We start from the raw sequence: 19,823 nt of genomic DNA on the forward strand, positions 1-19,823 counted from the left end.
ATAACATGATCCCTTTTAAAGTAAAACTAAAAGGAATAGTATAAAGCACATGAAAAAAACATTGTTTGATAAAGTTTGGGACGCTCATGTCGTCAAAGAGGTAGAAAATGGTCCTCAAGTACTTTACATAGATAAACATTTGATCCACGAAGTTACAAGTCCACAAGCCTTTAATGAACTTGAACAGCGTGGAATCTCTATTTTTAGACCTAATCAGATTGTGGCAACAGCGGATCACAATACACCAACCATCGATCAGCACCTACCAGTAAAAGATCTTTTATCTAGAAATCAATTAGCTCAACTTACCGAGAATTGTGACAAAAATAATATTACTCTGTATGGTTTAGGTCATAAATACAATGGTATCGTTCATGTAATGGCTCCCGAATTAGGATTCACTCAGCCAGGAATGACTATGGTTTGCGGAGATAGTCATACATCCACTCACGGAGCATTTGGATCCATTGCATTTGGTATCGGAACTAGTCAAGTTGCTCAAGTTTTTGCCAGTCAATGTTTACTACTTCAAAAACCTAAAAGCCTGCGTGTAAATGTCAATGGACAATTAAAACCAGGCGTACTGCCTAAGGATGTAATTCTATATGTTATTGCAAAACTAGGCACAAATGCAGGTACAGGATATTTTTGTGAATACGCTGGTAATGTCTTTGAAGAAATGTCTATGGAAGGTCGTATGACTGTCTGTAATATGAGTATAGAAATGGGAGCTCGTGGAGGTATGATTGCACCAGATGAAACTACTTTTGAATATGTAAAAGGTCGAGAGTTTGCACCAAAAGGAGATCTATTTGATAAAAAAGTAGCTTATTGGAAAACGCTGCCAACTGATGAAGGTGCCGTTTTTGACAAAGAATATCATTTTGATGCTTCTGATATCGAACCTATGATTACCTATGGTACGAATCCAGGAATGGGTATCAAAGTAACAGAAAAAATACCAACAGAACACAATGCATCTTTTGAGAAATCATTAGCATATATGAATTTTGAAAAAGGACAATCTTTGATTGATCAACAAATCAATTATGTTTTTATAGGAAGTTGTACCAATAGTCGAATTGAAGATTTTAGGGTTGCTGCCCATTATATTAAAGGAAAGAAAAAAGCAGATAATGTTACTGCTTGGTTTGTACCTGGATCTCAACAAGTAGCATCACAAATTATTGATGAAGGCCTAAATGAAGTTTTCGAAAATGCAGGTTTTAAATTGCGTCAACCAGGATGCTCAGCATGTTTGGCAATGAATGATGATAAAATTCCAGAAGGAGAATATTGTGTTTCTACTTCTAATAGGAATTTTGAAGGACGACAAGGACAAGGAGCTAGAACAATTCTAGCTAGCCCATTGGTTGCAGCTGCAACTGCTATTGAAGGGAAAATCGTAGATATTACTAAACAATTGAATTAATAATTATGGATAAGTTTGTAAAACTAACATCCTCAGCTATACCATTACCGATAGAAAACGTGGACACTGATCAAATCATTCCAGCTCGTTTTCTAAAAGCTACAAATCGTGATGGATTTGGAGAGAATTTATTTAGAGATTGGCGTTTTCAAAAAGATGGAACCATCAATAAGGAATTTACTTTAAACAACACTACTTACTCTGGAAGTATTTTAGTTGCAGGAGATAACTTTGGTTGTGGTTCTAGTAGAGAACATGCTGCTTGGGCAATTCATGATTATGGATTTAAAGTAGTTGTTTCTAGTTTTTTTGCCGATATCTTTAAAGGAAATTCATTAAATAATGGGCTACTGCCTGTGCAAGTATCTCCAGAATTTCTGAAAGAATTATTTACCGAAATTGATAAAAATCCCGCTACTCAGATTTCAATAGATCTGGAAGCACAGAGTATTACAATTCAATCCACAGGTTCTGAAGCTACTTTTGAAATCAACGATTACAAAAAGATGTGTTTGATAAATGGATATGATGATATTGATTTTTTGATCAGCAACAAATCAGAAATTGAAGCTTTCGAAAAATCAAGAGTTTAAAAAAAATAACATTGTCAGACTCAACCTGACAATTAAAAAAATAATAATCTTAAAATAGATACTTATCTATGAAACTAGATATCGCTGTATTATCAGGAGACGGAATCGGACCAGAAGTAACTTCTCAGGCCGTAAAAGCATTAGAGGCTATTGCACATAGCTTTGATCATATTTTTACTTTTAAGGATGCATTAGTTGGTGCTATTGCCATTGATAAAACGGGTAATCCTCTACCCGATGAAACACTACAACTTTGTGCTTCTACAGACGCCGTTTTGTTTGGAGCAATAGGCGATCCCAAATATGACAATGATCCAAGCGCTCCTATTCGCCCTGAACAAGGATTATTACGTTTACGTAAAGAACTAGGATTGTACGCAAATATTCGCCCTGTGAAAGCTTATGATACTTTAATTGATAAATCTCCCTTAAAGAGAGAGATCATACAAGGTACAGATATTTCTATTTATCGAGAGCTTACTGGTGGCATCTATTTTGGAAAAAAACATTTAAACGAAGAAGGAACAATAGCTTCTGATTTATGCGAGTATTCTAAAGAAGAAATAGAACGTATATCACATTTAGCATTTAAAGCTGCACAAAACCGCAGCAAAAAACTAACTCTGGTAGACAAGGCGAATGTTCTAGAATCTTCTCGTTTATGGAGAAAAGTAGTTACAGAGATTGCTAAAGAGTATCATGATGTATCACTTGATTTTTTATTCGTGGATAATGCGGCCATGCAAATGATTCTTAACCCAAGTCAGTTTGATGTGATTTTAACCGAGAATATGTTTGGAGATATTATTTCTGATGAAGCAAGTGTCATAGGAGGTTCTATAGGATTGCTAGCTTCGGCATCTGTTGGCGACACATGCTGCATGTTTGAACCAATACACGGATCGTATCCCCAAGCTACTGGAAAAGGAATTGCAAATCCAATTGCTGCCATCCTTTCTGCCGCTATGTTGTTAGAACATTTTGATCTGATTCATGAAGCAACCGCAATCAAAAATGCAGTAGAAAAAGCTTTAGAATTAAATCTAACCACTCCAGATCTTAATAATATCAATCCGCTAACTACAGAAAAAGTAGGAGATTTTATCTATGATTACATTCTTAACCCAGAGGATTCTAATATAAATTTTGAAAACATACACGTAGGCCAATCTACTATTATTTAATAGTATTAGTTATATATTTAAGTAAACGCAAAAAGCAATCAGATTTTATGATCTGGTTGCTTTTTTAATTATTTAGCCAAATATGATAACACATTCTCCTCTATCCTATTCTGGATACTGGAAACGTCTGCTTTCTGAAAAGCAGTACCTGTAATATTTTCATATAGCTCTATATAACGATCCGAGACAGAATTGATATACTCTTCAGTCATATCAGGAATTTGTTGTCCTTCTTTTCCTTGAAAACCATTCCCGATCAACCATTGTCTTACAAATTCTTTGGATAATTGCTTTTGAGTTTCCCCTTTTTGTTGTCTTTCTTCATACCCGTTGGCATAGAAATATCGTGAAGAATCTGGTGTATGAATTTCATCTATTAAGACAATTTCTCCGTCTTTTGTTTTTCCGAATTCATATTTAGTATCTACCAAGATTAGGCCACGTTCTGCAGCGATCTCCGTTCCTCGTTGAAATAATTTTCTAGTATAATCTTCTAATACTAGATAATCTTCTTCAGAAACAATTCCTTTTGCTAATATTTCTTCTCTGGAGATATCCTCATCGTGTTCGCCATTATCAGCTTTGGTTGAGGGAGTTATTATAGGTACTGGAAATTTATCATTCTCTTTCATTCCTTCTGGCATTGGTACACCACATAATACTCTTTTACCTGCTTTATACTCTCTAGCTGCATGACCTGATTGATATCCTCTAATTACCATTTCTACCTTAAATGGTTCACAAAGATGTCCTACAGCCACATTAGGATCTGGAGTTGCAATCAACCAATTAGGAACTAAATCTTCAGTTGCTTTCATCATCTGCGTAGCAATCTGATTTAGGATTTGACCTTTGAAAGGAATTCCTTTCGGCATAACTACATCAAACGCTGACAAACGGTCTGTAGCGATCATAACTAACAGATCATCATCAATATTATATACTTCTCTTACTTTTCCTTTATATACAGATTTCTGACCAGGAAAATTATAATTCGTATCAACAATGGTATTCATTTTTCTTAAAGTTGTAAAGTATCCGAAAATCTAAGTGACAAAGATAAAAGTGAATCAAATTTTAACTTAAATCTACTCTATTCTTAAATCGTAATTCCTAATTAAAACTAATCGTTTCTATTTTCTATTTCTTTATAAGCAGCTATTACCTTTTTCACTAGTTTATGGCGAATCACATCTTTATCATCCAGATGTATTACGCCAATTCCGGCGACTCCTTTTAACACAAGTAATGCTTCTTTTAAACCAGAAGTAACCCTTCTAGGTAAATCAATCTGTCCAGGATCACCAGTAATCATGAACTTCGCATTTTTACCCATACGTGTCAGAAACATTTTCATTTGAGCATGTGTAGTATTCTGTGCTTCATCAAGAATTACAAAAGCATTATCCAATGTACGACCACGCATAAAAGCCATAGGAGCAATCTGTATTACTCCTTTTTCTATAAAACTTTCCAATTTTTCTGCAGGAATCATATCACGCAATGCATCGTACAAAGGCTGCATATAGGGATCTAATTTTTCTTTCAGATCTCCTGGCAAAAAACCAAGATTTTCTCCTGCTTCAACAGCTGGACGTGTCAAAATAATTCTTCTTACTTGTTTTTCTTTTAAAGCCTTTACCGCCAGCGCTACTCCTGTATATGTTTTACCAGTACCTGCAGGTCCAATAGCAAAAACCATATCATTTTTATATGTCAGCTCTACCAACTTACGTTGATTAGCAGTTTGTGCTTTGATTAGCTTGCCTCCAACTCCATGAACTAATGTTTCTCCGCTAACGGCAGAAGTTTCATAGTCAGCTTTGCTATCGCTTGTTAGTACACGTTCGATGACATTCTCATCCAATTTGTTATATTTTCCGAAATGCTCTAAAAGCATATTAAGACGCATATCGAATTCCTCGAGCATATCCTCATCTCCGTACACTTTCAATTTGCTACCTCTGGCAACAATCTTAAGTTTTGGAAAATATTTTTTTAATAATTGAATATTACTATTCTGAAGTCCGAAAAACTCCCGTGGATTGATTTCTGTAAGTTCAATAATAAGTTCGTTCAAAAGCTATAGAAATTTTAGTATGATTTGTTTTTTGGATTGACTAAGTTTGTTCTCCCAATAGCTATTGGGATTGTTTGAAGTTTTTGTCGGGGAATCAAAAATGAAAAACGTATTATAAGTTGAATTTTATTAAAGATCATAAAAAGAAAGTAGTGGTCGAAAATGATAAACTCATATGTTTTTATTATTGATTTCTAGATTCAAAAAAACTTTGAATAACTTCATAGCAAATTTACATGTTTTTAAGCGCTTATAATTAAAAGATATTAACAATTCTTATAGATGCCAATAATAACTTTAACTACTGATTTCGGAATCAAAGATCACTTTGTGTCTGCGGTTAAAGGTGCTATCTATACAGAATTACCTGAAGCAACCATTGTTGATATTTCTCATGAAATCTCACCATTTCATATCACAGAAGCTGCATACATTATCCAGAATGCATATAAAAGTTTCCCAAAAGGAAGTATTCACATCGTAGGAATTGACAGTGAGCTAAATCCAGAGAACAAACATATTGCCGTAAAACTAGATGAACATTATTTCATTTGTGCTAATAATGGATTGATTTCTTTAATTGCTTCAGAATTTAGACCTGAAAAAATTGTAGAAATTAATATTCATGATGCTATTGGCACTAATTTTCCCGTGTTAGATGTTTTTGTTGCTGTAGCTTGTCATATTGCTCGTGGAGGAACACTAGAAGTAATCGGAAAACCCATTTCAGATATTAAATTAATCAGAGGGATCACACCGATTGTAAATGTTGGGGATAAACAAATCGTAGGTAGTATAATTTATATTGACAATTACGGAAACTTAATTACCAATATTACTCGCAAACTTTTTGAAGATGTTGGAAAAGGTCGTGATTTTAAAATCACTGCCAGAAGTGCAATTTTTAATACCATTTATGAACGATATAGCGATGCAATAAATTTTACGATAGAAAAAAGTAAACGAGAAGAAGACGGTAAGAAATTAGCTGTTTTTAATTCTTCAGGGTACTTAGAATTGGCTATTTATAAAAGTAATCCTAAAACAGTTGGAGGTGCTTCCAGTCTTTTTGGATTGTATTACCGAGATACCGTTAGTATTACTTTTGAGTAGATAAACATACAGTTAGTACTTCATAACTATTGAAATTTAAAAAAAGAAAATGATCATACGAATTGTAAAATTGGGGTTCATTCCTGAGCAAATTGATGCTTTTTTGGAGAATTTCCATCAAAATAAGGAGAAAATTAGAAATTTTGAAGGATGTTCGCATCTTAAACTAATTAGGGATATTCATCAAACCAATCAATTTTTCACCTATAGTCATTGGGAATCTGAAGCGCATCTCAATAACTATAGAAACTCTTCGTTATTTAAAGGAGTTTGGGCCAATACAAAAAATAAGTTTAATCAACGCCCAGAAGCCTGGAGTGTTGAAGAAATATAAAATAGTATCATACTTGAACTCTAATTTATAACAGTAAATTCTTATTTTCACTACCCAATAATTAATATATAAAAACAAATATGCTTGCAGTAATAAGAAAAGAAATCAATACGTTTTTTGCCTCCTCTGTAGGATATTTAGTGATTGGAATATTTTTAGTACTTAATGGACTTTTTTTATGGGTTTTTAAAGGGCAGTTTAATATTCTTGATAGTGGTTTTGCAGATTTGTCTCCTTTCTTTTTAATAGCACCATGGATTCTTCTGTTTTTGATTCCTGCTGTTACTATGCGTAGCATTGCAGAAGAAAAAAAACAAGGAACTCTGGAGTTACTTCTCACTAAACCTATTACGCATTGGCAATTAGTTCTAGGAAAATATCTCGGAAGTTTATTACTTATTTGCATAGCCTTAATCCCAAGTGTTTTATACATAATCACGCTGTATCAACTAGGAAATCCTGTTGGTAACCTAGACGTCGGAAGTATCATAGGATCCTATATAGCTTTGTTACTACTTTGCGGTGTATATACTGCCATCGGAACCTTTGCTTCCTCGATTACCAACAATCAGATTGTGGCTTTTCTTGTGGGTCTATTTCTTTGTTTTTTATTCTACTTTGGGTTTAGTGGATTGGCAAATTATCAATTATTTGGAGCATTAGGTCACTCGTTAGAACAACTAGGAATCGAATTACATTATGAACGTATTAGTCAGGGAATTCTGGACACCAGAGATATTATATATTTCATTAGTATCATTACGTTATTCGTGTTTTTAACAATTATAGTCCTTAAGAGATTCCCTCGAAATAAGGCCGTAAAATTTGTTTCTTTTACAATAATTGGCTGTCTGATCCTTACTCTTATTGGTAATACATTATATAATCGTTTCGATCTGACTGCCGATAATCGCTTTACACTTTCTGAATCAACAGAGAAATTACTAAGTGAAGCAGAAGTTCCAATCTCTATTGATGTGCTGTTAGAAGGTGATTTCCCTTCAGAATTCAGAAGATTGCAAGGAGAAACAAAACAAATACTGGAAGAGTTCAATGCAATCAACCCAAACATACAATATGTCTTCACTAATCCAATTGAAGAAGAAGAATTTAGAAAAGAAACATTAGAAGAATTACAACGATTAGGATTAACTCCGATGGAAGTGAGTGTTCGAGAAAGCGGTAAAACCGAAATTGAAACCGTTGTTCCTTGGGCAATCATGAATTATCAAAAACGTAGTGTAAAGGTTGCATTGGTAAAAAATACAATCGGAGCAACTACAGAAGAGCGTGTAAATAATTCTATCCAACAATTAGAATATGTATTCGCGGATGCATTAAAAAAATTAATTCACCCTAAAAAACACAAAATTGCAGTATTAAAGGGTAATGGTCAGTTACCTGATGTGAACATTGCAGATTTTATAAAAACATTGCAGGAATACTATTTTGTTGGCGCTTTTACACTCGATTCGGTAGTATCTAATCCAGAAAAAACATTACACGATTTACAAAAATTTGATCTGGTAATCAATGCGAAACCAACACAAGCTTTTTCTGAAAAAGAAAAATATGTATTGGATCAATTTATTATGGATGGAGGTAAATCTCTTTGGTTATTAGAATCTGTAGCCATGGAAATTGACAGTTTGTTTAAACCAAAAGCAGATGGTGCTGCGATTGCTTTTCTACAAGATCTAAAATTAGGAGATGCTCTGTTTTCTTATGGTGTACGAATTAATCCTGTATTGGTAAATGATCTATACTCTGCACCACTAATGTTAGCTTCTGGTCAAGGAAATGATACCCAGTTTACACCACATCCTTGGTTTTATGCTTCATTGACTAAAAGCAATAGTGATCATCCAATAGTAAAGAACATAGAATCTGTAAAATTCGAGTTTTCTAATCAAATAGATACATTGCCAAATGACGTAACCAAAACTGTTTTGCTTACTAGTTCTAACAGATCCAAACTCGAAGGAATTCCAAAAGAAATTCGTTTAGATAATATTATTGGCCAGAAACCCGATCTTAGTGGTTATATCAAAGGAAATCATAATCTGGCGGTTTTATTAGAAGGTAATTTTAAATCAGTATACAAAGATCGCATAAAACCTTTTAAACTAAGTAACAATATAGATTCCAGTAGAGAAACCAAAATGGTTGTAATAGCAGATGGAGATGTTATAAAAAATGGTATTAGAAAAGGAAGACCTATAGAACTGGGATACAATCCATATATGAACATAAAATATGGAAACAAAGAGTTTTTGTTAAATACGGTAAACTATCTACTTGATGATTCTGGCCTTATGAATGTTAGAGGTAAAGAAATTAATATTTCTTTTTTAAATATCGAAAAGGTGGTTGAAAACAAAACCTTTTGGCAGGTTATCAATATAATAATTCCATTATTAATCCTTGGGATATTTGGATACCTCTTTTCTTTGATGAGAAAAAGGAAATATAGCCGCTAATTGATCATCTTACTGTTGCAATTAATTTAGTTAGGTTAAAGATTATTGGCTTATTGGAAACCATTGTACTCTTATAAAATCAGTATCTTTAGTCATAAACACGTTATAAATGAATCCAATAAGCTATCTAGAAGGGATTAAAAAACAATTCGAATATTATAAATTGCTTGGTGATAAAACAATAGATCAAATTCCTAGTGATAAGTTGTTTTGGCAATATAATGAGGATAGTAATAGTGTTGCAATAATTGTAAAACATCTTTGGGGAAATATGAAATCTCGTTGGACAGATTTTCTTACTTCTGATGGCGAAAAAGAATGGAGAGCACGTGATGCAGAATTCGAAAATGATATCCGCACAAAAGATGAATTATTAATCAAGTGGAACGAAGGATGGTTTTGTCTTTTTGAGGCTCTTAACAGTGTAAATGAAACTAATTTTGAACAACCTATTTACATAAGAAATATTGAGCATAGTATTACTGAGGCAATCAATCGTCAATTAGCGCATTACTCCTATCATGTTGGTCAAATTGTCTTTCTGGGAAAAATGATATGCAATACAAATTGGCAATCATTATCAATTCCTAAAGGGGAATCAGCATCTTACAATAAAAAACGTTTTGCACAACCAAAACATAAAGCTCATTATACCGATAAATTGATGAAGGATGAAGATGCTAAAGGTATTTAGTCTTTATAAATTATAAATATAAATATTTACCATAGTCGATAACTCCTCTCTGTTTGTTAATAACTAAAGTTTTTGGCATAACAAAATCCTTGTGGATTACAATTATATTTGCGTTTAACTCGTAGACAATTAATCACACATGAAATGCGTATAATTAAGTATCTCGATCTTAATTGAAATAATTATTATGCGAATTCCATCTGACAAGAGAAAAACAACACATATAAACAGATGAAATTTATAGTATCAAGTTCATATTTACTAAAACAACTTCAGGTATTAGGTGGTGTTATCAATAATAGTAACACTTTGCCGATTTTAGACAATTTTTTATTTGAATTAGATAACAATTCATTAACCGTTTCGGCTTCTGATCTAGAGACTACTATGTCTGCTAAGTTAGAAGTAGAATCTTCTGATGAAGGTATGATTGCTGTACCAGCCAAATTATTACTAGAAACGTTAAAAACATTTCCAGAGCAACCTCTTACTTTTGTTGCTGGAGATAATAATACAATAGAGATCAGTTCTAACCATGGTAAATATGCACTAGCTTATGCAGATGGTGAAGAATTTCCTAAAGCGGTAGAATTAGAAGACCCTAGTTCAACTACTTTATTAGGTGATATATTAGCTACCGCAATTAGTAAAACAATTTTTGCTACAGGTAATGATGATCTAAGACCAGTAATGAGTGGTGTGTTTTTTCAGTTTTCTACGGAAAGTTTAACTTTTGTAGCTACCGATGCTCATAAATTAGTAAAATATTCTCGAGAAGATGTAAAAGCTTCTCAATCCGCAGAATTTATTATGCCAAAAAAACCGTTAAACCTTCTAAAAGGTATTTTGGCAGGAAGTGATACAGAAGTATTAATTGAATACAACGAGTCTAATGCTAAGTTTACTTTTGACGAGACACAACTAATATGTAGATTAATTGACGGAAAATATCCAAACTATGAAGCGGTAATTCCAAAAGAAAATCCTAACAAATTAACGATTGCTCGTACACAATTTTTAAACTCTGTACGAAGAGTTTCTATTTTTTCTAATAAAACTACACATCAAATCAGGTTAAAAATTGCTGGAGCAGAACTAAATATATCGGCAGAAGATATTGACTATTCTAATAAAGCTGAAGAGCGTCTTACTTGTGATTATCAAGGAGATGATATGCAAATAGGCTTTAACTCTCGTTTCTTAAGCGAAATGCTAAATAACCTAAATGCAGATGATGTACAATTAGAAATGTCATTGCCTAATCGTGCTGGAATACTTACGCCTACTGATGGATTAGATGAAGGAGAAAGTGTAACTATGTTGGTTATGCCAGTAATGCTTAATAATTAGAATCCAGATATTAGATCAAATTATATAATGAAAATCCAACCATTAAATTATGGTTGGATTTTTTCTTTTATGCCCAAATAGTTTTATAAAATCATATTATTTTTACTGTATATCTTAGTAAGAAAAAGTAGTCTCATGATCAATCAAGAAATTTTTAGCGAACTAGCATTGAGTAGAGCAGACCAAAAATTAATTGATAGTAGGTTTAAAAAAATAACTGTTTCCAAAGGGGAAATTCTATTACACCCTGAAGAAATCGTTCATTATCAATATTTTGTTAAACAAGGATGCCTACGATCATTTATTACAGATCATACCGCAAAAGAACATACCGTACAATTTGCAATTGAGGATTGGTGGATCAGTGACTATACTGCTTTTTTTAAAAAAGGAAAAGCAATTCTAAAGATAGAGTGCATTCAAGATGCTATTCTTTATAGGCTTTCTAGAGAAGATATGAATGAAATCTTTGATAGAATCCCTAGTGTCGAACGTTTCTTTAGATTGAAAACAGAATCCTATATTGGCTCTTTTCAAAAGAGAATCATTGGAGATTTATCAAAAACAGCTAAAGAGCGATATATCGATTTTGTGAATACTTACGCAAATATCGAACGATTGGTTAAAAACTATCACATAGCTTCGTATCTCGGTATAACTTCAGAAAGTTTAAGTAGGGTACGAAAAGAAATTACTCATAATTAATTCGTTTTCTTATCATACATCATTTTTTTACTTCTTAAGTTCCTTTAATTTTGATATCACAATTTTGAAACTAAGGATCGTTGATCTTAAATAAACAATCGTTAAAAATAAAAGAATAGATACCATGAAAAAAGTATTATTTGTCTTAACCAGTCATGATAGTTTAGGTAATACTGGCGAAAAAACGGGATTTTGGATTGAGGAATTTGCATCACCCTATTATTTTTTAAAAGATAAAGATGTAGCCATCACTATAGCTTCTCCAAAGGGAGGACAACCTCCAATAGATCCTAAAAGCGAATTGCCAGATTTTCAGACAGCCGCTACCAAAAGATTCAATGAAGATCAGGAAACACAATCCATTCTTGCTAATAGTATAAAATTAGAAGATGTTAGTGCAAATGAATATGATGCTATATTCTATCCTGGAGGCCACGGACCATTATGGGATCTGGCAGAAGACCAAAACTCGATAGCATTAATTGAAGCATTTTATGCTCAACAAAAGCCTGTAAGTGCTGTTTGCCATGCTCCAGCTGTTTTTAAACATGTAAAAGGAACTGATGGAGAGTCTATGGTAAAAGGAAAAAAAATCACAGGGTTTTCTAATACAGAGGAAGCAGCAGTTCAGTTAACTGATGTTGTACCTTTTCTTGTAGAAGATATGTTAACCACTAATGGAGGTATTTATTCTAAAGAAACAGATTGGAATCCCTATGCTGTACAAGATGGAATATTGATTACAGGACAAAATCCTGCATCTTCAGAACTGGTTGCAAAAAAATTATTAAATCATCTTACATAACACAAACTCACAAGATACTTTAGTAATTATTTGATAAGCGTAAATCCAAGGGTTTGCGCTTTTTAATATCCTATATCTAGAAATTAATCTAATTATTTAATATAGTATATTGATCTGATCATAAAATGATCCTTCATAATCAACACTAAAATATTTTTAAAGCATCGATTACAGAAGGATCATCTTCCACTTATCAAACCTAATTTAATTTATTCAATCTCTATAATTCATAAGACATTGTATTCGATTTTCCCTATAAAACTTGGTACTCTGCCACGTTGGGATTTGTATTTTTGATGAGTCTATAACTGGTAACTTTTCTTTTGCTTTAGAAACTGAATTTATCTTTTTTATTGCTTCAGAATATCCCTTACTTACAAATTTGGAAGTCCCTTTATACACATCTATCATATTGCGTTGTAATTCATCTTTTCTTCTACGTATAATAGATATATCCACATCATTGCGATTAAGATCTTTTAATAAAGATTGAAATTCTTCTTTAATTAAAAATGTTCTTAAAGCGGATTGCCTATGTTTCGTTGATATATTAGTCAGATTATATTTTTTGAGATAAAGGATCACTAAAAACAAGATCGACGAAGTTACAAACATCCCGAATCCTAAATTGAAATTCTCGGTATATCCAATAATCAATATTCCAGATATAATAAGTAAAGCTGTTAAGACTTGGACTCCTTTAAAAGTTAATACTTTCTGATTTAAAATACGTATACACTTTTTCTGGGAATTATATAATGTTGTCGTCTTCTCGAACAGTTTCTTTATTTGTAATTCTACTCTTACAGATTCAGGGAATCTATAACCAAATATTTCTCTCCATTTTTGTCTAGCTTTCCATTTTCTACCTAAAAACTCCATTCTTATAGCATTTTCAGCTTTAAAATGAGCCAGTAGCTTTATATCTAAAATTATCAGGGTTATGAATTTTTTGTTCGCATCCAGCGAAATTCCAACTTACTTTTGATGATTCCTGGTTCATCAAAAATTTAAAAAAATCCATACACATAGTATCAAAATGAGAATAAGACTGATATCTGTTTTCTGTAGATGTTAAAAACTCATACGCAAGCATATCAATTAACACATCCTTAATCTTAACCTTGCAATTTTGCTTCCAAGCCTTAGCCATTCTGCATAATTTTTTTAAGTTATGATTGGTAATTTTATCTCCTATTTTCATTAGTTCTAAAAAAGGTTTTGGTTTCGTAATGTTCCATCTACCCTTATTAGTAAGATCCGCATATACATAATTTCCTCCATCTCTAATAAAAGCAGGTAATACATTAAAAGACATACCATCAGAAAATCTGACTTTTATCACTTTGCCTTCCTTATCTATATTTGCTTTAGGATATATTGTTGCTATTGATCTACGAACATCCTCTAAAAATCTAGCCTGACATTTCCCTCCGCATTCTTCATATTCGTTCTGCAAATGAGATGGCATCTCAAAAATCATATCGATTTCATTGATACCATCATTTGCAGTCTCTCTCCCATAGCAACCGACATAAATACTACCATAATTAGTATTTATATTCCAAAAATCATTATTTAATTTTTTGTTTATTGAATCATAACGTAGCGAAATAATGGACTTCTTCTTAGAAGAAACCTTAAGCTCATCACAAAACATATTAAAGTGTGCAGATATACTCATTTATCCTAATATTTTAATAGTATTCTATTAGGTATAATTCCTAACGATAACCATATTATTAATTTATTCCCCACCTCAGGACTGTGTAGTAACACAGTATAAGTACGATTATTAAGACTGCACAACAAACATAGTGTGCATACAAAAATGTGTTTTGTTGTATACCGATATTAAAGTGGGGTAATATGGGTGATACATAATTCTAAATAAATAATCGTTGAGCGGTAAGTCTCCGTATTAATTCAAAAAAAAACGAATTAATGGGTTTTAAAAGTGTATTTTATTTTACGAAAGTAAACTTCCAATGAGATAAAAAATCAACTAAAAAAAAGTATTTTTGTTTCATAACAATTTTATTTTAAGGATTACTAAAAATCTAACAATAAGCGCTTTATAATTTTTCTTAGTTCTAATGTACAAACAAAAAGAGAAATTAAAATACGGTTAAACCATAATTTAATTAAGGTTAAATACCCTTTAAAAATAAAAAACACTGAAAACACTATATGTTCCAAAGAGAATTAACCTACAAAAGAATGTTAAAAAAATATTTTTTTAACATTTAAGCAGTAAAAAACGTGTATTTCATCGTATTGTACTAGTAATTAAACATTAAAATTATGGGGTAAATTCCCCGAAATCTTAATATTCTTACTGCGTAATTATTCAAAAACTACTTAGTAACCGTAGCTTTCAATCAAAAAGTCGGAATTTTCCCTGTTTTTCATTACAAAATAACAGATAAAAGATGTGATTATACAGATTAAATACCAATTTATATTTTCACTTAATTATAACTCTTTTTGATACCACCTCATTTCCATAAGGAATTGAAAACACATATACACCTATTGGTAACTCACTTAAATTGATTCTTTTGCCCTCTGTTTTGCCTTTTTTAATAAGATTACCTGAAATATCTCTTAAAGAGTATTCAACATCTTGATGCTGTTCATAATCTAAATAAATAAATCCATCTGTAGGATTAGGATACATGGTAATTGTTGATTTTTTCTTATCGAAATTTTGATCTTCTAAATTCCCCAGAGCTCTAAAAGTTGTATTAGCAGATCTACGTGATACAATATTAACCGTATAATCTTCGACTTCTCCATATGCAAAATCGCTATTACAGGCTATCGGTATACCATCATACCTCATCGCTACCCTCATTCTGGTGTTACCACCTGTAGCTGTTGAAGGAACAACAAAATTTGTAGTAATGCCATTATCGCCTATCGGTACAGCCACAGATACTACTTGTTCTGAGTTTTCGAAAACTTTGTTTTGATTATAATCAATCCATACTGCAAAGCTTTCTTCGTATGAATCTCCGATAAACCCAGGTCGTAGTTCAATTGTATTTATACCAATTGATAGATTCGCTATCAAATCTGTAAAATCATAATAACCTTCATTACTAGAATTGTTACTAATTTCATTGAGACCCACATAATCAATGTATTCATAATCTGTACTAAATGAAGATGCTAAACAATAAGCACTAGCTGTCTCAGTAGTTAATACATAAAGAGCATCACTAAAATCAGAATAGTTTCCTAGTTGATCTAATACAACTATTCTAAACTGGTATAATGTTTTGGGGGATAACCCTTTTATGACTGCACTAGTATCTGATCCATCAAACCAACCATATACCTGATCATTTCGATACATTATAAAAGCATCTATATCTGTACTATCGGAAACAGCACTCCAAGAAAGTTCGGCAGTGTCTCCTGTAACATTGGATGCTGTAAAACTATTCAATATAGGGCCAATGAGACTATATGATCTCTCTTTTGTAAATCCAACGGTACTAACACTTATCATTAAAATACATATAATTCTATTCATAACTTCTGTTTATGTTATACTGAATGAAAATATTAAAAACATAGACGTTAAAAATTCGAAAATGTCTAATTAGAAGCTTAGACTTTATATTGTGTAGAAATACTCATAAATCAAGTATCAACTTAGCGATAAGATTCACTTAGATTATATGGAATATACCTTAACTAAAAAACCCCACTTTTTCAAATGGGGTAAGGTTTAAATAAAATATTTACGGTTATTCTTTTGTAAATTTCTTGGTAATAATCTGTTTTCCATCACTCACCGAAACAAAATACATCCCAGATGAAAAGTTATGAAGTGAAATTGATTCTTTAGACACTTTACCTCTACTGACTACCTGGCCTACATAATTCACAATTCTATAATTTGCCTCTACAGGATTTTTCATTTGTAGCATAATTTCATTTTTAACAGGATTGGGGTAAAAACTAAAATCAAAACCATGTATCGTGTTTTCTTTTACTACATCTTCTGAAAAACTTCTTGCTGCGGATCCTATACAGAAGTTTTTATTTTCTTGAGATCCAAAAGAACCTCCAGAAGTCAATACTGTTCCATTAGAATTATCGGTTATTGCATAGGAACCATTACCATAACTACAGCAAATCCCATCTCCATAGGTATCTTTTACTATAAATGTATAGCATCCAATATCCAGTGTTCTTGATAAGTTAATTGTTGAACCATCTGACTGAGATCCATAGGTTCCTCCAGAATATTCGATCTGATTACTATCATTTCTTATTTCCCAGCTGGTTTCTTCTGGATAGTTATCAAAAGTAATTCTAAGAGTAATATCGCGTGTCGAAGAACCTCCTCCTGTACTTCCAGAGGTTGATAGATTTATACCATCAATAGCCATATCTCCTTGCCATGTAGTTCCTGTAACTCCATTAAATCGTAATTGTACTTTTTTACCAACATAAGCAGCTAAGCTAACTGATGCAGTTTTCCAAGAGTTTCCTTGATTTCCTGATTTATTCCATACTGAAGTCCAACTTGTTCCATCAAGACTAGCTTCTAGAGCAAGACCACCCATTGATGAGGCTCCATACATATGATACTTAAATGAAAAAGTAGCTTGATTTGCATTAGTTATATCATAGCAAGGAGCATATAGAATCGCTCTTTTATTGGCATAATTGGGACTCGAAGATTCCATATACATATAATAAGAACCGGCATTAGCCGAGCTTGGACCTGTATTTGATGATGGAGTATTTCCAGAACGAATCGCCCAATTAAAATCATCTCCTGATGTTGCTTGTTTCCAAGATCCTAAAGTATTTTCGAAACTTTCTGTATAAGGAAATGATGTAATTGTAGTGCTACATAATGTATTTCCTCCTCCTCCTGTAGTTCCGAAACGATCTTCGGCTTGTGGACCTCCCCATATTTGTGTTGCAAAAGCCGGGTTATCAATAAAAGGATTTCTATTCCCTTGTAAACTCTCAATGATCGGATTTCGCTGCAATTCTAACTGTGAAACTGGATCTTCAGCATTCCATTCTAAAAATAATTGAATCATATTCGTATCTCCTGATACGGCAGTTCCTACTCCTACATTTGATGGTAAACAGCGATTACCGTAACGTATGTACATAAACATCATCATACGTGCTACATCTCCTTTAAATTCATCTCCAGGATACCAATGCCCTTGAGAAGTTGTACCTGAATTACCAGAACCATCTGCAAATTTTCGACTACCACGATTAGAATTTCTCTGCACATCGGCAGGTCGAAGATGATGTGCGTCTGCTCCAGGACCAGAAGTTCCCAAATTAGGATTTCCTAGGGATTTAGGATACACATGCTCTCTATTCCAGTCAGTAGAGCCTCCACCATTATCATTCACTCCTCTTGTTCTATCTGTTACAGAATTACCATCTGTATCACTATAACCATAAATAAGAACAACGCTAGAAGAATTTGTTGGGTCAAGATCGGATTGTTTTAATGCATTCCATACTCCAGGAGTATAAGATAGTGTATTGGTCTGTGAATTGGTAACCTTTGTGGATAACTCATTTTTTAAAGATTGTCCAGATAAAGAAAGGTTAACATCATTATAGTATGCTGGAACTTGCGCATAAGCATACACAACAAATACCAACATAAGTGGTAATAGTAGTGCTTTTTTCATTGTGTGTTGTGAGTTAGTTTAGTATAAAATTGAACTCCGAAGCTAAAACTATTTTGATAAAATAACTAGCCTCTAATGTTATCAAATCATTACCCAATATGTTGATAATGTATATATTAGCCTAAAAATAGTTATAACTCCTTAATAAACAGATGTTTAAAAAATTACAATACTGTTAATAAGTTATTTCTTACATATAAGACAGGAATTTCGCTTCAAAAATTATTTTTTCAAACTCAATAAAAGTTGCTGCGGTCATTTTTAAATGTGTATTAAAAAGACAAGCAGTATGTCTAACACATCATTATTTAAAGTTTTTTACGTAACATATTAAGGGAATTTTCCGTTATATTTAAGCAATTAACTTAAACATCTTACACAATGAAAAAAATCTTAGATTTAACAGGCGTTAAAACATTAAGTAAAGGAGAGCAAAGATCCATTAAAGGAGCGATGACAAGCATTACCTGTTGTGGTAGTAACAGATGCCGTATTAGTTTTCCAGGAGGAAGTTTCTGTGAGCCAGGAAGATGTAATCCTTGGGGTTGGGGAGGTTGTATACTTTACTAATAAAATAAGATCGTATATCCTTAAAACTTAAAAAGACAAATAGAAATATTTGTCTTTTTCTATTATTGCTTAACTTAAATACTCATTAAAATCTAAACCTTCAACCCAATCAATATTATAATATAGATACCTAGAAGACTTCATGAGGTAACATCAGTTTTTTCATTAGTAATAACAATCTGCAAACACAACAAGCCTTTGATTCTTAGTACTTATGTGGTATCAAACTTCATATAATTGTTGTTGAAATTTATAAATATCAAGTAACTCAACTTGTATTCAGCATAGCTTACAAGTATATTGTACACACATAAATTAACTTTAAAATTTACACAATGAAAAAAATCTTAGAATTAAAAGGAGTGCAAGAATTAAGTAAGGAAGAGCAAAGATCTGTAAAAGGAGCTTGGGGAAATGTTTCATGTTGTGGACGTAATAAATGTCGTATTAGTTTCCCAGGAGGAAGTTTTTGTGAGCCTGGAAGATGTCTAGATTGGGGAGGATGTATCCTTTACTAAATATAGATACACTCTAAAAAATAAGAAAGGCAAACTTATACAAGTTTGCCTTTTATCATGTCTTAGTTAATAGTTTTTAATTATATTTAGTCAATAATCTATTTTTTTAATACAATGAAAATGATCTTAGATCTAACAGAAGTTTACCAACTAAATAAACAACAGCAACAGCAAATTACTGGAGGTATAAGAACACATACTCCTTGTGGAGATCCTAGTGAAAATTACAATACTTCTTCTGGGTATTGCGAACCAGTATAAATATTTCACGGTGC

At 32.4% G+C, this 19,823-nt stretch carries 19 protein-coding genes; 13 read left to right on the plus strand and 6 right to left on the minus strand.

The annotated features are described in order from the left end of the window. Positions 1 to 49 precede the first annotated feature (49 nt). From leuC to leuB, 3 genes are all read left to right on the plus strand, one after another. The gene (gene leuC / locus QBK95_RS00180; protein WP_280929283.1) at positions 50 to 1,432 is read left to right on the plus strand and encodes a 3-isopropylmalate dehydratase large subunit; all 1,383 of its coding nucleotides are present in this window, start codon (positions 50 to 52) and stop codon (positions 1,430 to 1,432) included. A 5-nt stretch (positions 1,433 to 1,437) separates the two neighbouring features. Then, positions 1,438 to 2,025 (plus strand): 3-isopropylmalate dehydratase small subunit, encoded by a 588-nt coding sequence (gene leuD / locus QBK95_RS00185; RefSeq protein WP_280929285.1) that lies wholly within the window; start codon positions 1,438 to 1,440, stop codon positions 2,023 to 2,025. 68 nt (positions 2,026 to 2,093) lie between these two features. Then, positions 2,094 to 3,209: a 3-isopropylmalate dehydrogenase gene (gene leuB, locus QBK95_RS00190; RefSeq protein WP_280929287.1), complete on the plus strand. Its 1,116-nt coding sequence runs from the start codon at positions 2,094 to 2,096 to the stop codon at positions 3,207 to 3,209. Positions 3,210 to 3,277: 68 nt separating this feature from the next. On the opposite strand, the gene QBK95_RS00195 is transcribed toward leuB, so the two are convergent. Both QBK95_RS00195 and QBK95_RS00200 read right to left on the minus strand, forming a co-directional pair. Then, a complete protein-coding gene (locus QBK95_RS00195) occupies positions 3,278 to 4,225 on the minus strand; it encodes a phosphoribosylaminoimidazolesuccinocarboxamide synthase (RefSeq protein WP_280929289.1) in 948 nt (315 codons plus the stop codon). 107 nt (positions 4,226 to 4,332) lie between these two features. Next, on the minus strand, positions 4,333 to 5,289 hold the full coding sequence (locus QBK95_RS00200) for a PhoH family protein (RefSeq protein ID WP_280929291.1): 957 nt from the start codon (positions 5,287 to 5,289) through the stop codon (positions 4,333 to 4,335). A 282-nt stretch (positions 5,290 to 5,571) separates the two neighbouring features. Between QBK95_RS00200 and QBK95_RS00205 the strand changes: the two genes are divergently transcribed. From QBK95_RS00205 to QBK95_RS00235, 7 genes are all read left to right on the plus strand, one after another. Then, entirely contained in the window at positions 5,572 to 6,402 is an 831-nt protein-coding gene (locus tag QBK95_RS00205; protein ID WP_280929292.1) for an SAM hydrolase/SAM-dependent halogenase family protein, read from the plus strand. 49 nt (positions 6,403 to 6,451) lie between these two features. Then, on the plus strand, positions 6,452 to 6,736 hold the full coding sequence (locus QBK95_RS00210; RefSeq protein ID WP_280929295.1) for a putative quinol monooxygenase: 285 nt from the start codon (positions 6,452 to 6,454) through the stop codon (positions 6,734 to 6,736). Between the two features lie 80 nt (positions 6,737 to 6,816). Further along, positions 6,817 to 9,216 (plus strand): gliding motility-associated ABC transporter substrate-binding protein GldG, encoded by a 2,400-nt coding sequence (gene gldG / locus QBK95_RS00215; RefSeq protein ID WP_280929297.1) that lies wholly within the window; start codon positions 6,817 to 6,819, stop codon positions 9,214 to 9,216. Between the two features lie 109 nt (positions 9,217 to 9,325). After that, positions 9,326 to 9,910 (plus strand): DUF1572 family protein, encoded by a 585-nt coding sequence (locus QBK95_RS00220; protein ID WP_280929299.1) that lies wholly within the window; start codon positions 9,326 to 9,328, stop codon positions 9,908 to 9,910. Positions 9,911 to 10,141: 231 nt separating this feature from the next. Beyond that, on the plus strand, positions 10,142 to 11,260 hold the full coding sequence (dnaN, locus tag QBK95_RS00225) for a DNA polymerase III subunit beta (protein ID WP_280929301.1): 1,119 nt from the start codon (positions 10,142 to 10,144) through the stop codon (positions 11,258 to 11,260). A gap of 135 nt (positions 11,261 to 11,395) precedes the next feature. Beyond that, positions 11,396 to 11,965, plus strand: a complete 570-nt coding sequence (locus QBK95_RS00230) for a Crp/Fnr family transcriptional regulator (RefSeq protein WP_280929303.1) — start codon at positions 11,396 to 11,398, stop codon at positions 11,963 to 11,965. Between the two features lie 124 nt (positions 11,966 to 12,089). Beyond that, the gene (locus QBK95_RS00235; protein ID WP_280929305.1) at positions 12,090 to 12,770 is read left to right on the plus strand and encodes a type 1 glutamine amidotransferase domain-containing protein; all 681 of its coding nucleotides are present in this window, start codon (positions 12,090 to 12,092) and stop codon (positions 12,768 to 12,770) included. A gap of 213 nt (positions 12,771 to 12,983) precedes the next feature. Here the strand turns inward: QBK95_RS00235 and QBK95_RS00240 are convergent, their stop codons facing one another. The 4 genes from QBK95_RS00240 to QBK95_RS00255 all read right to left on the minus strand — a co-directional run bounded on the left by QBK95_RS00240 (position 12,984) and on the right by QBK95_RS00255 (position 18,460). After that, positions 12,984 to 13,652, minus strand: a complete 669-nt coding sequence (locus QBK95_RS00240) for a hypothetical protein (protein ID WP_280929307.1) — start codon at positions 13,650 to 13,652, stop codon at positions 12,984 to 12,986. A gap of 19 nt (positions 13,653 to 13,671) precedes the next feature. Then, positions 13,672 to 14,454, minus strand: coding sequence for an SMODS domain-containing nucleotidyltransferase (locus tag QBK95_RS00245; RefSeq protein WP_280929309.1), 783 nt, complete (start codon positions 14,452 to 14,454; stop codon positions 13,672 to 13,674). A gap of 783 nt (positions 14,455 to 15,237) precedes the next feature. Continuing rightward, positions 15,238 to 16,311 (minus strand): GEVED domain-containing protein, encoded by a 1,074-nt coding sequence (locus QBK95_RS00250; protein ID WP_280929311.1) that lies wholly within the window; start codon positions 16,309 to 16,311, stop codon positions 15,238 to 15,240. Positions 16,312 to 16,528: 217 nt separating this feature from the next. Further along, positions 16,529 to 18,460 carry an endonuclease gene (locus QBK95_RS00255; RefSeq protein WP_280929313.1) on the minus strand — a complete coding sequence of 644 codons (1,932 nt, stop codon included), beginning with the start codon at positions 18,458 to 18,460 and terminating at the stop codon, positions 16,529 to 16,531. A gap of 381 nt (positions 18,461 to 18,841) precedes the next feature. Between QBK95_RS00255 and QBK95_RS00260 the strand changes: the two genes are divergently transcribed. From QBK95_RS00260 to QBK95_RS00270, 3 genes are all read left to right on the plus strand, one after another. After that, entirely contained in the window at positions 18,842 to 19,030 is a 189-nt protein-coding gene (locus QBK95_RS00260) for a hypothetical protein (RefSeq protein ID WP_280929315.1), read from the plus strand. A gap of 335 nt (positions 19,031 to 19,365) precedes the next feature. Then, positions 19,366 to 19,548 (plus strand): hypothetical protein, encoded by a 183-nt coding sequence (locus QBK95_RS00265; protein WP_280929317.1) that lies wholly within the window; start codon positions 19,366 to 19,368, stop codon positions 19,546 to 19,548. Between the two features lie 120 nt (positions 19,549 to 19,668). Further along, on the plus strand, positions 19,669 to 19,809 hold the full coding sequence (locus QBK95_RS00270; RefSeq protein WP_280929319.1) for a hypothetical protein: 141 nt from the start codon (positions 19,669 to 19,671) through the stop codon (positions 19,807 to 19,809). Positions 19,810 to 19,823 lie beyond the last annotated feature (14 nt).

This window comes from Aquimarina mycalae (genome assembly GCF_029906345.1).
Lineage (GTDB): Bacteria > Bacteroidota > Bacteroidia > Flavobacteriales > Flavobacteriaceae > Aquimarina.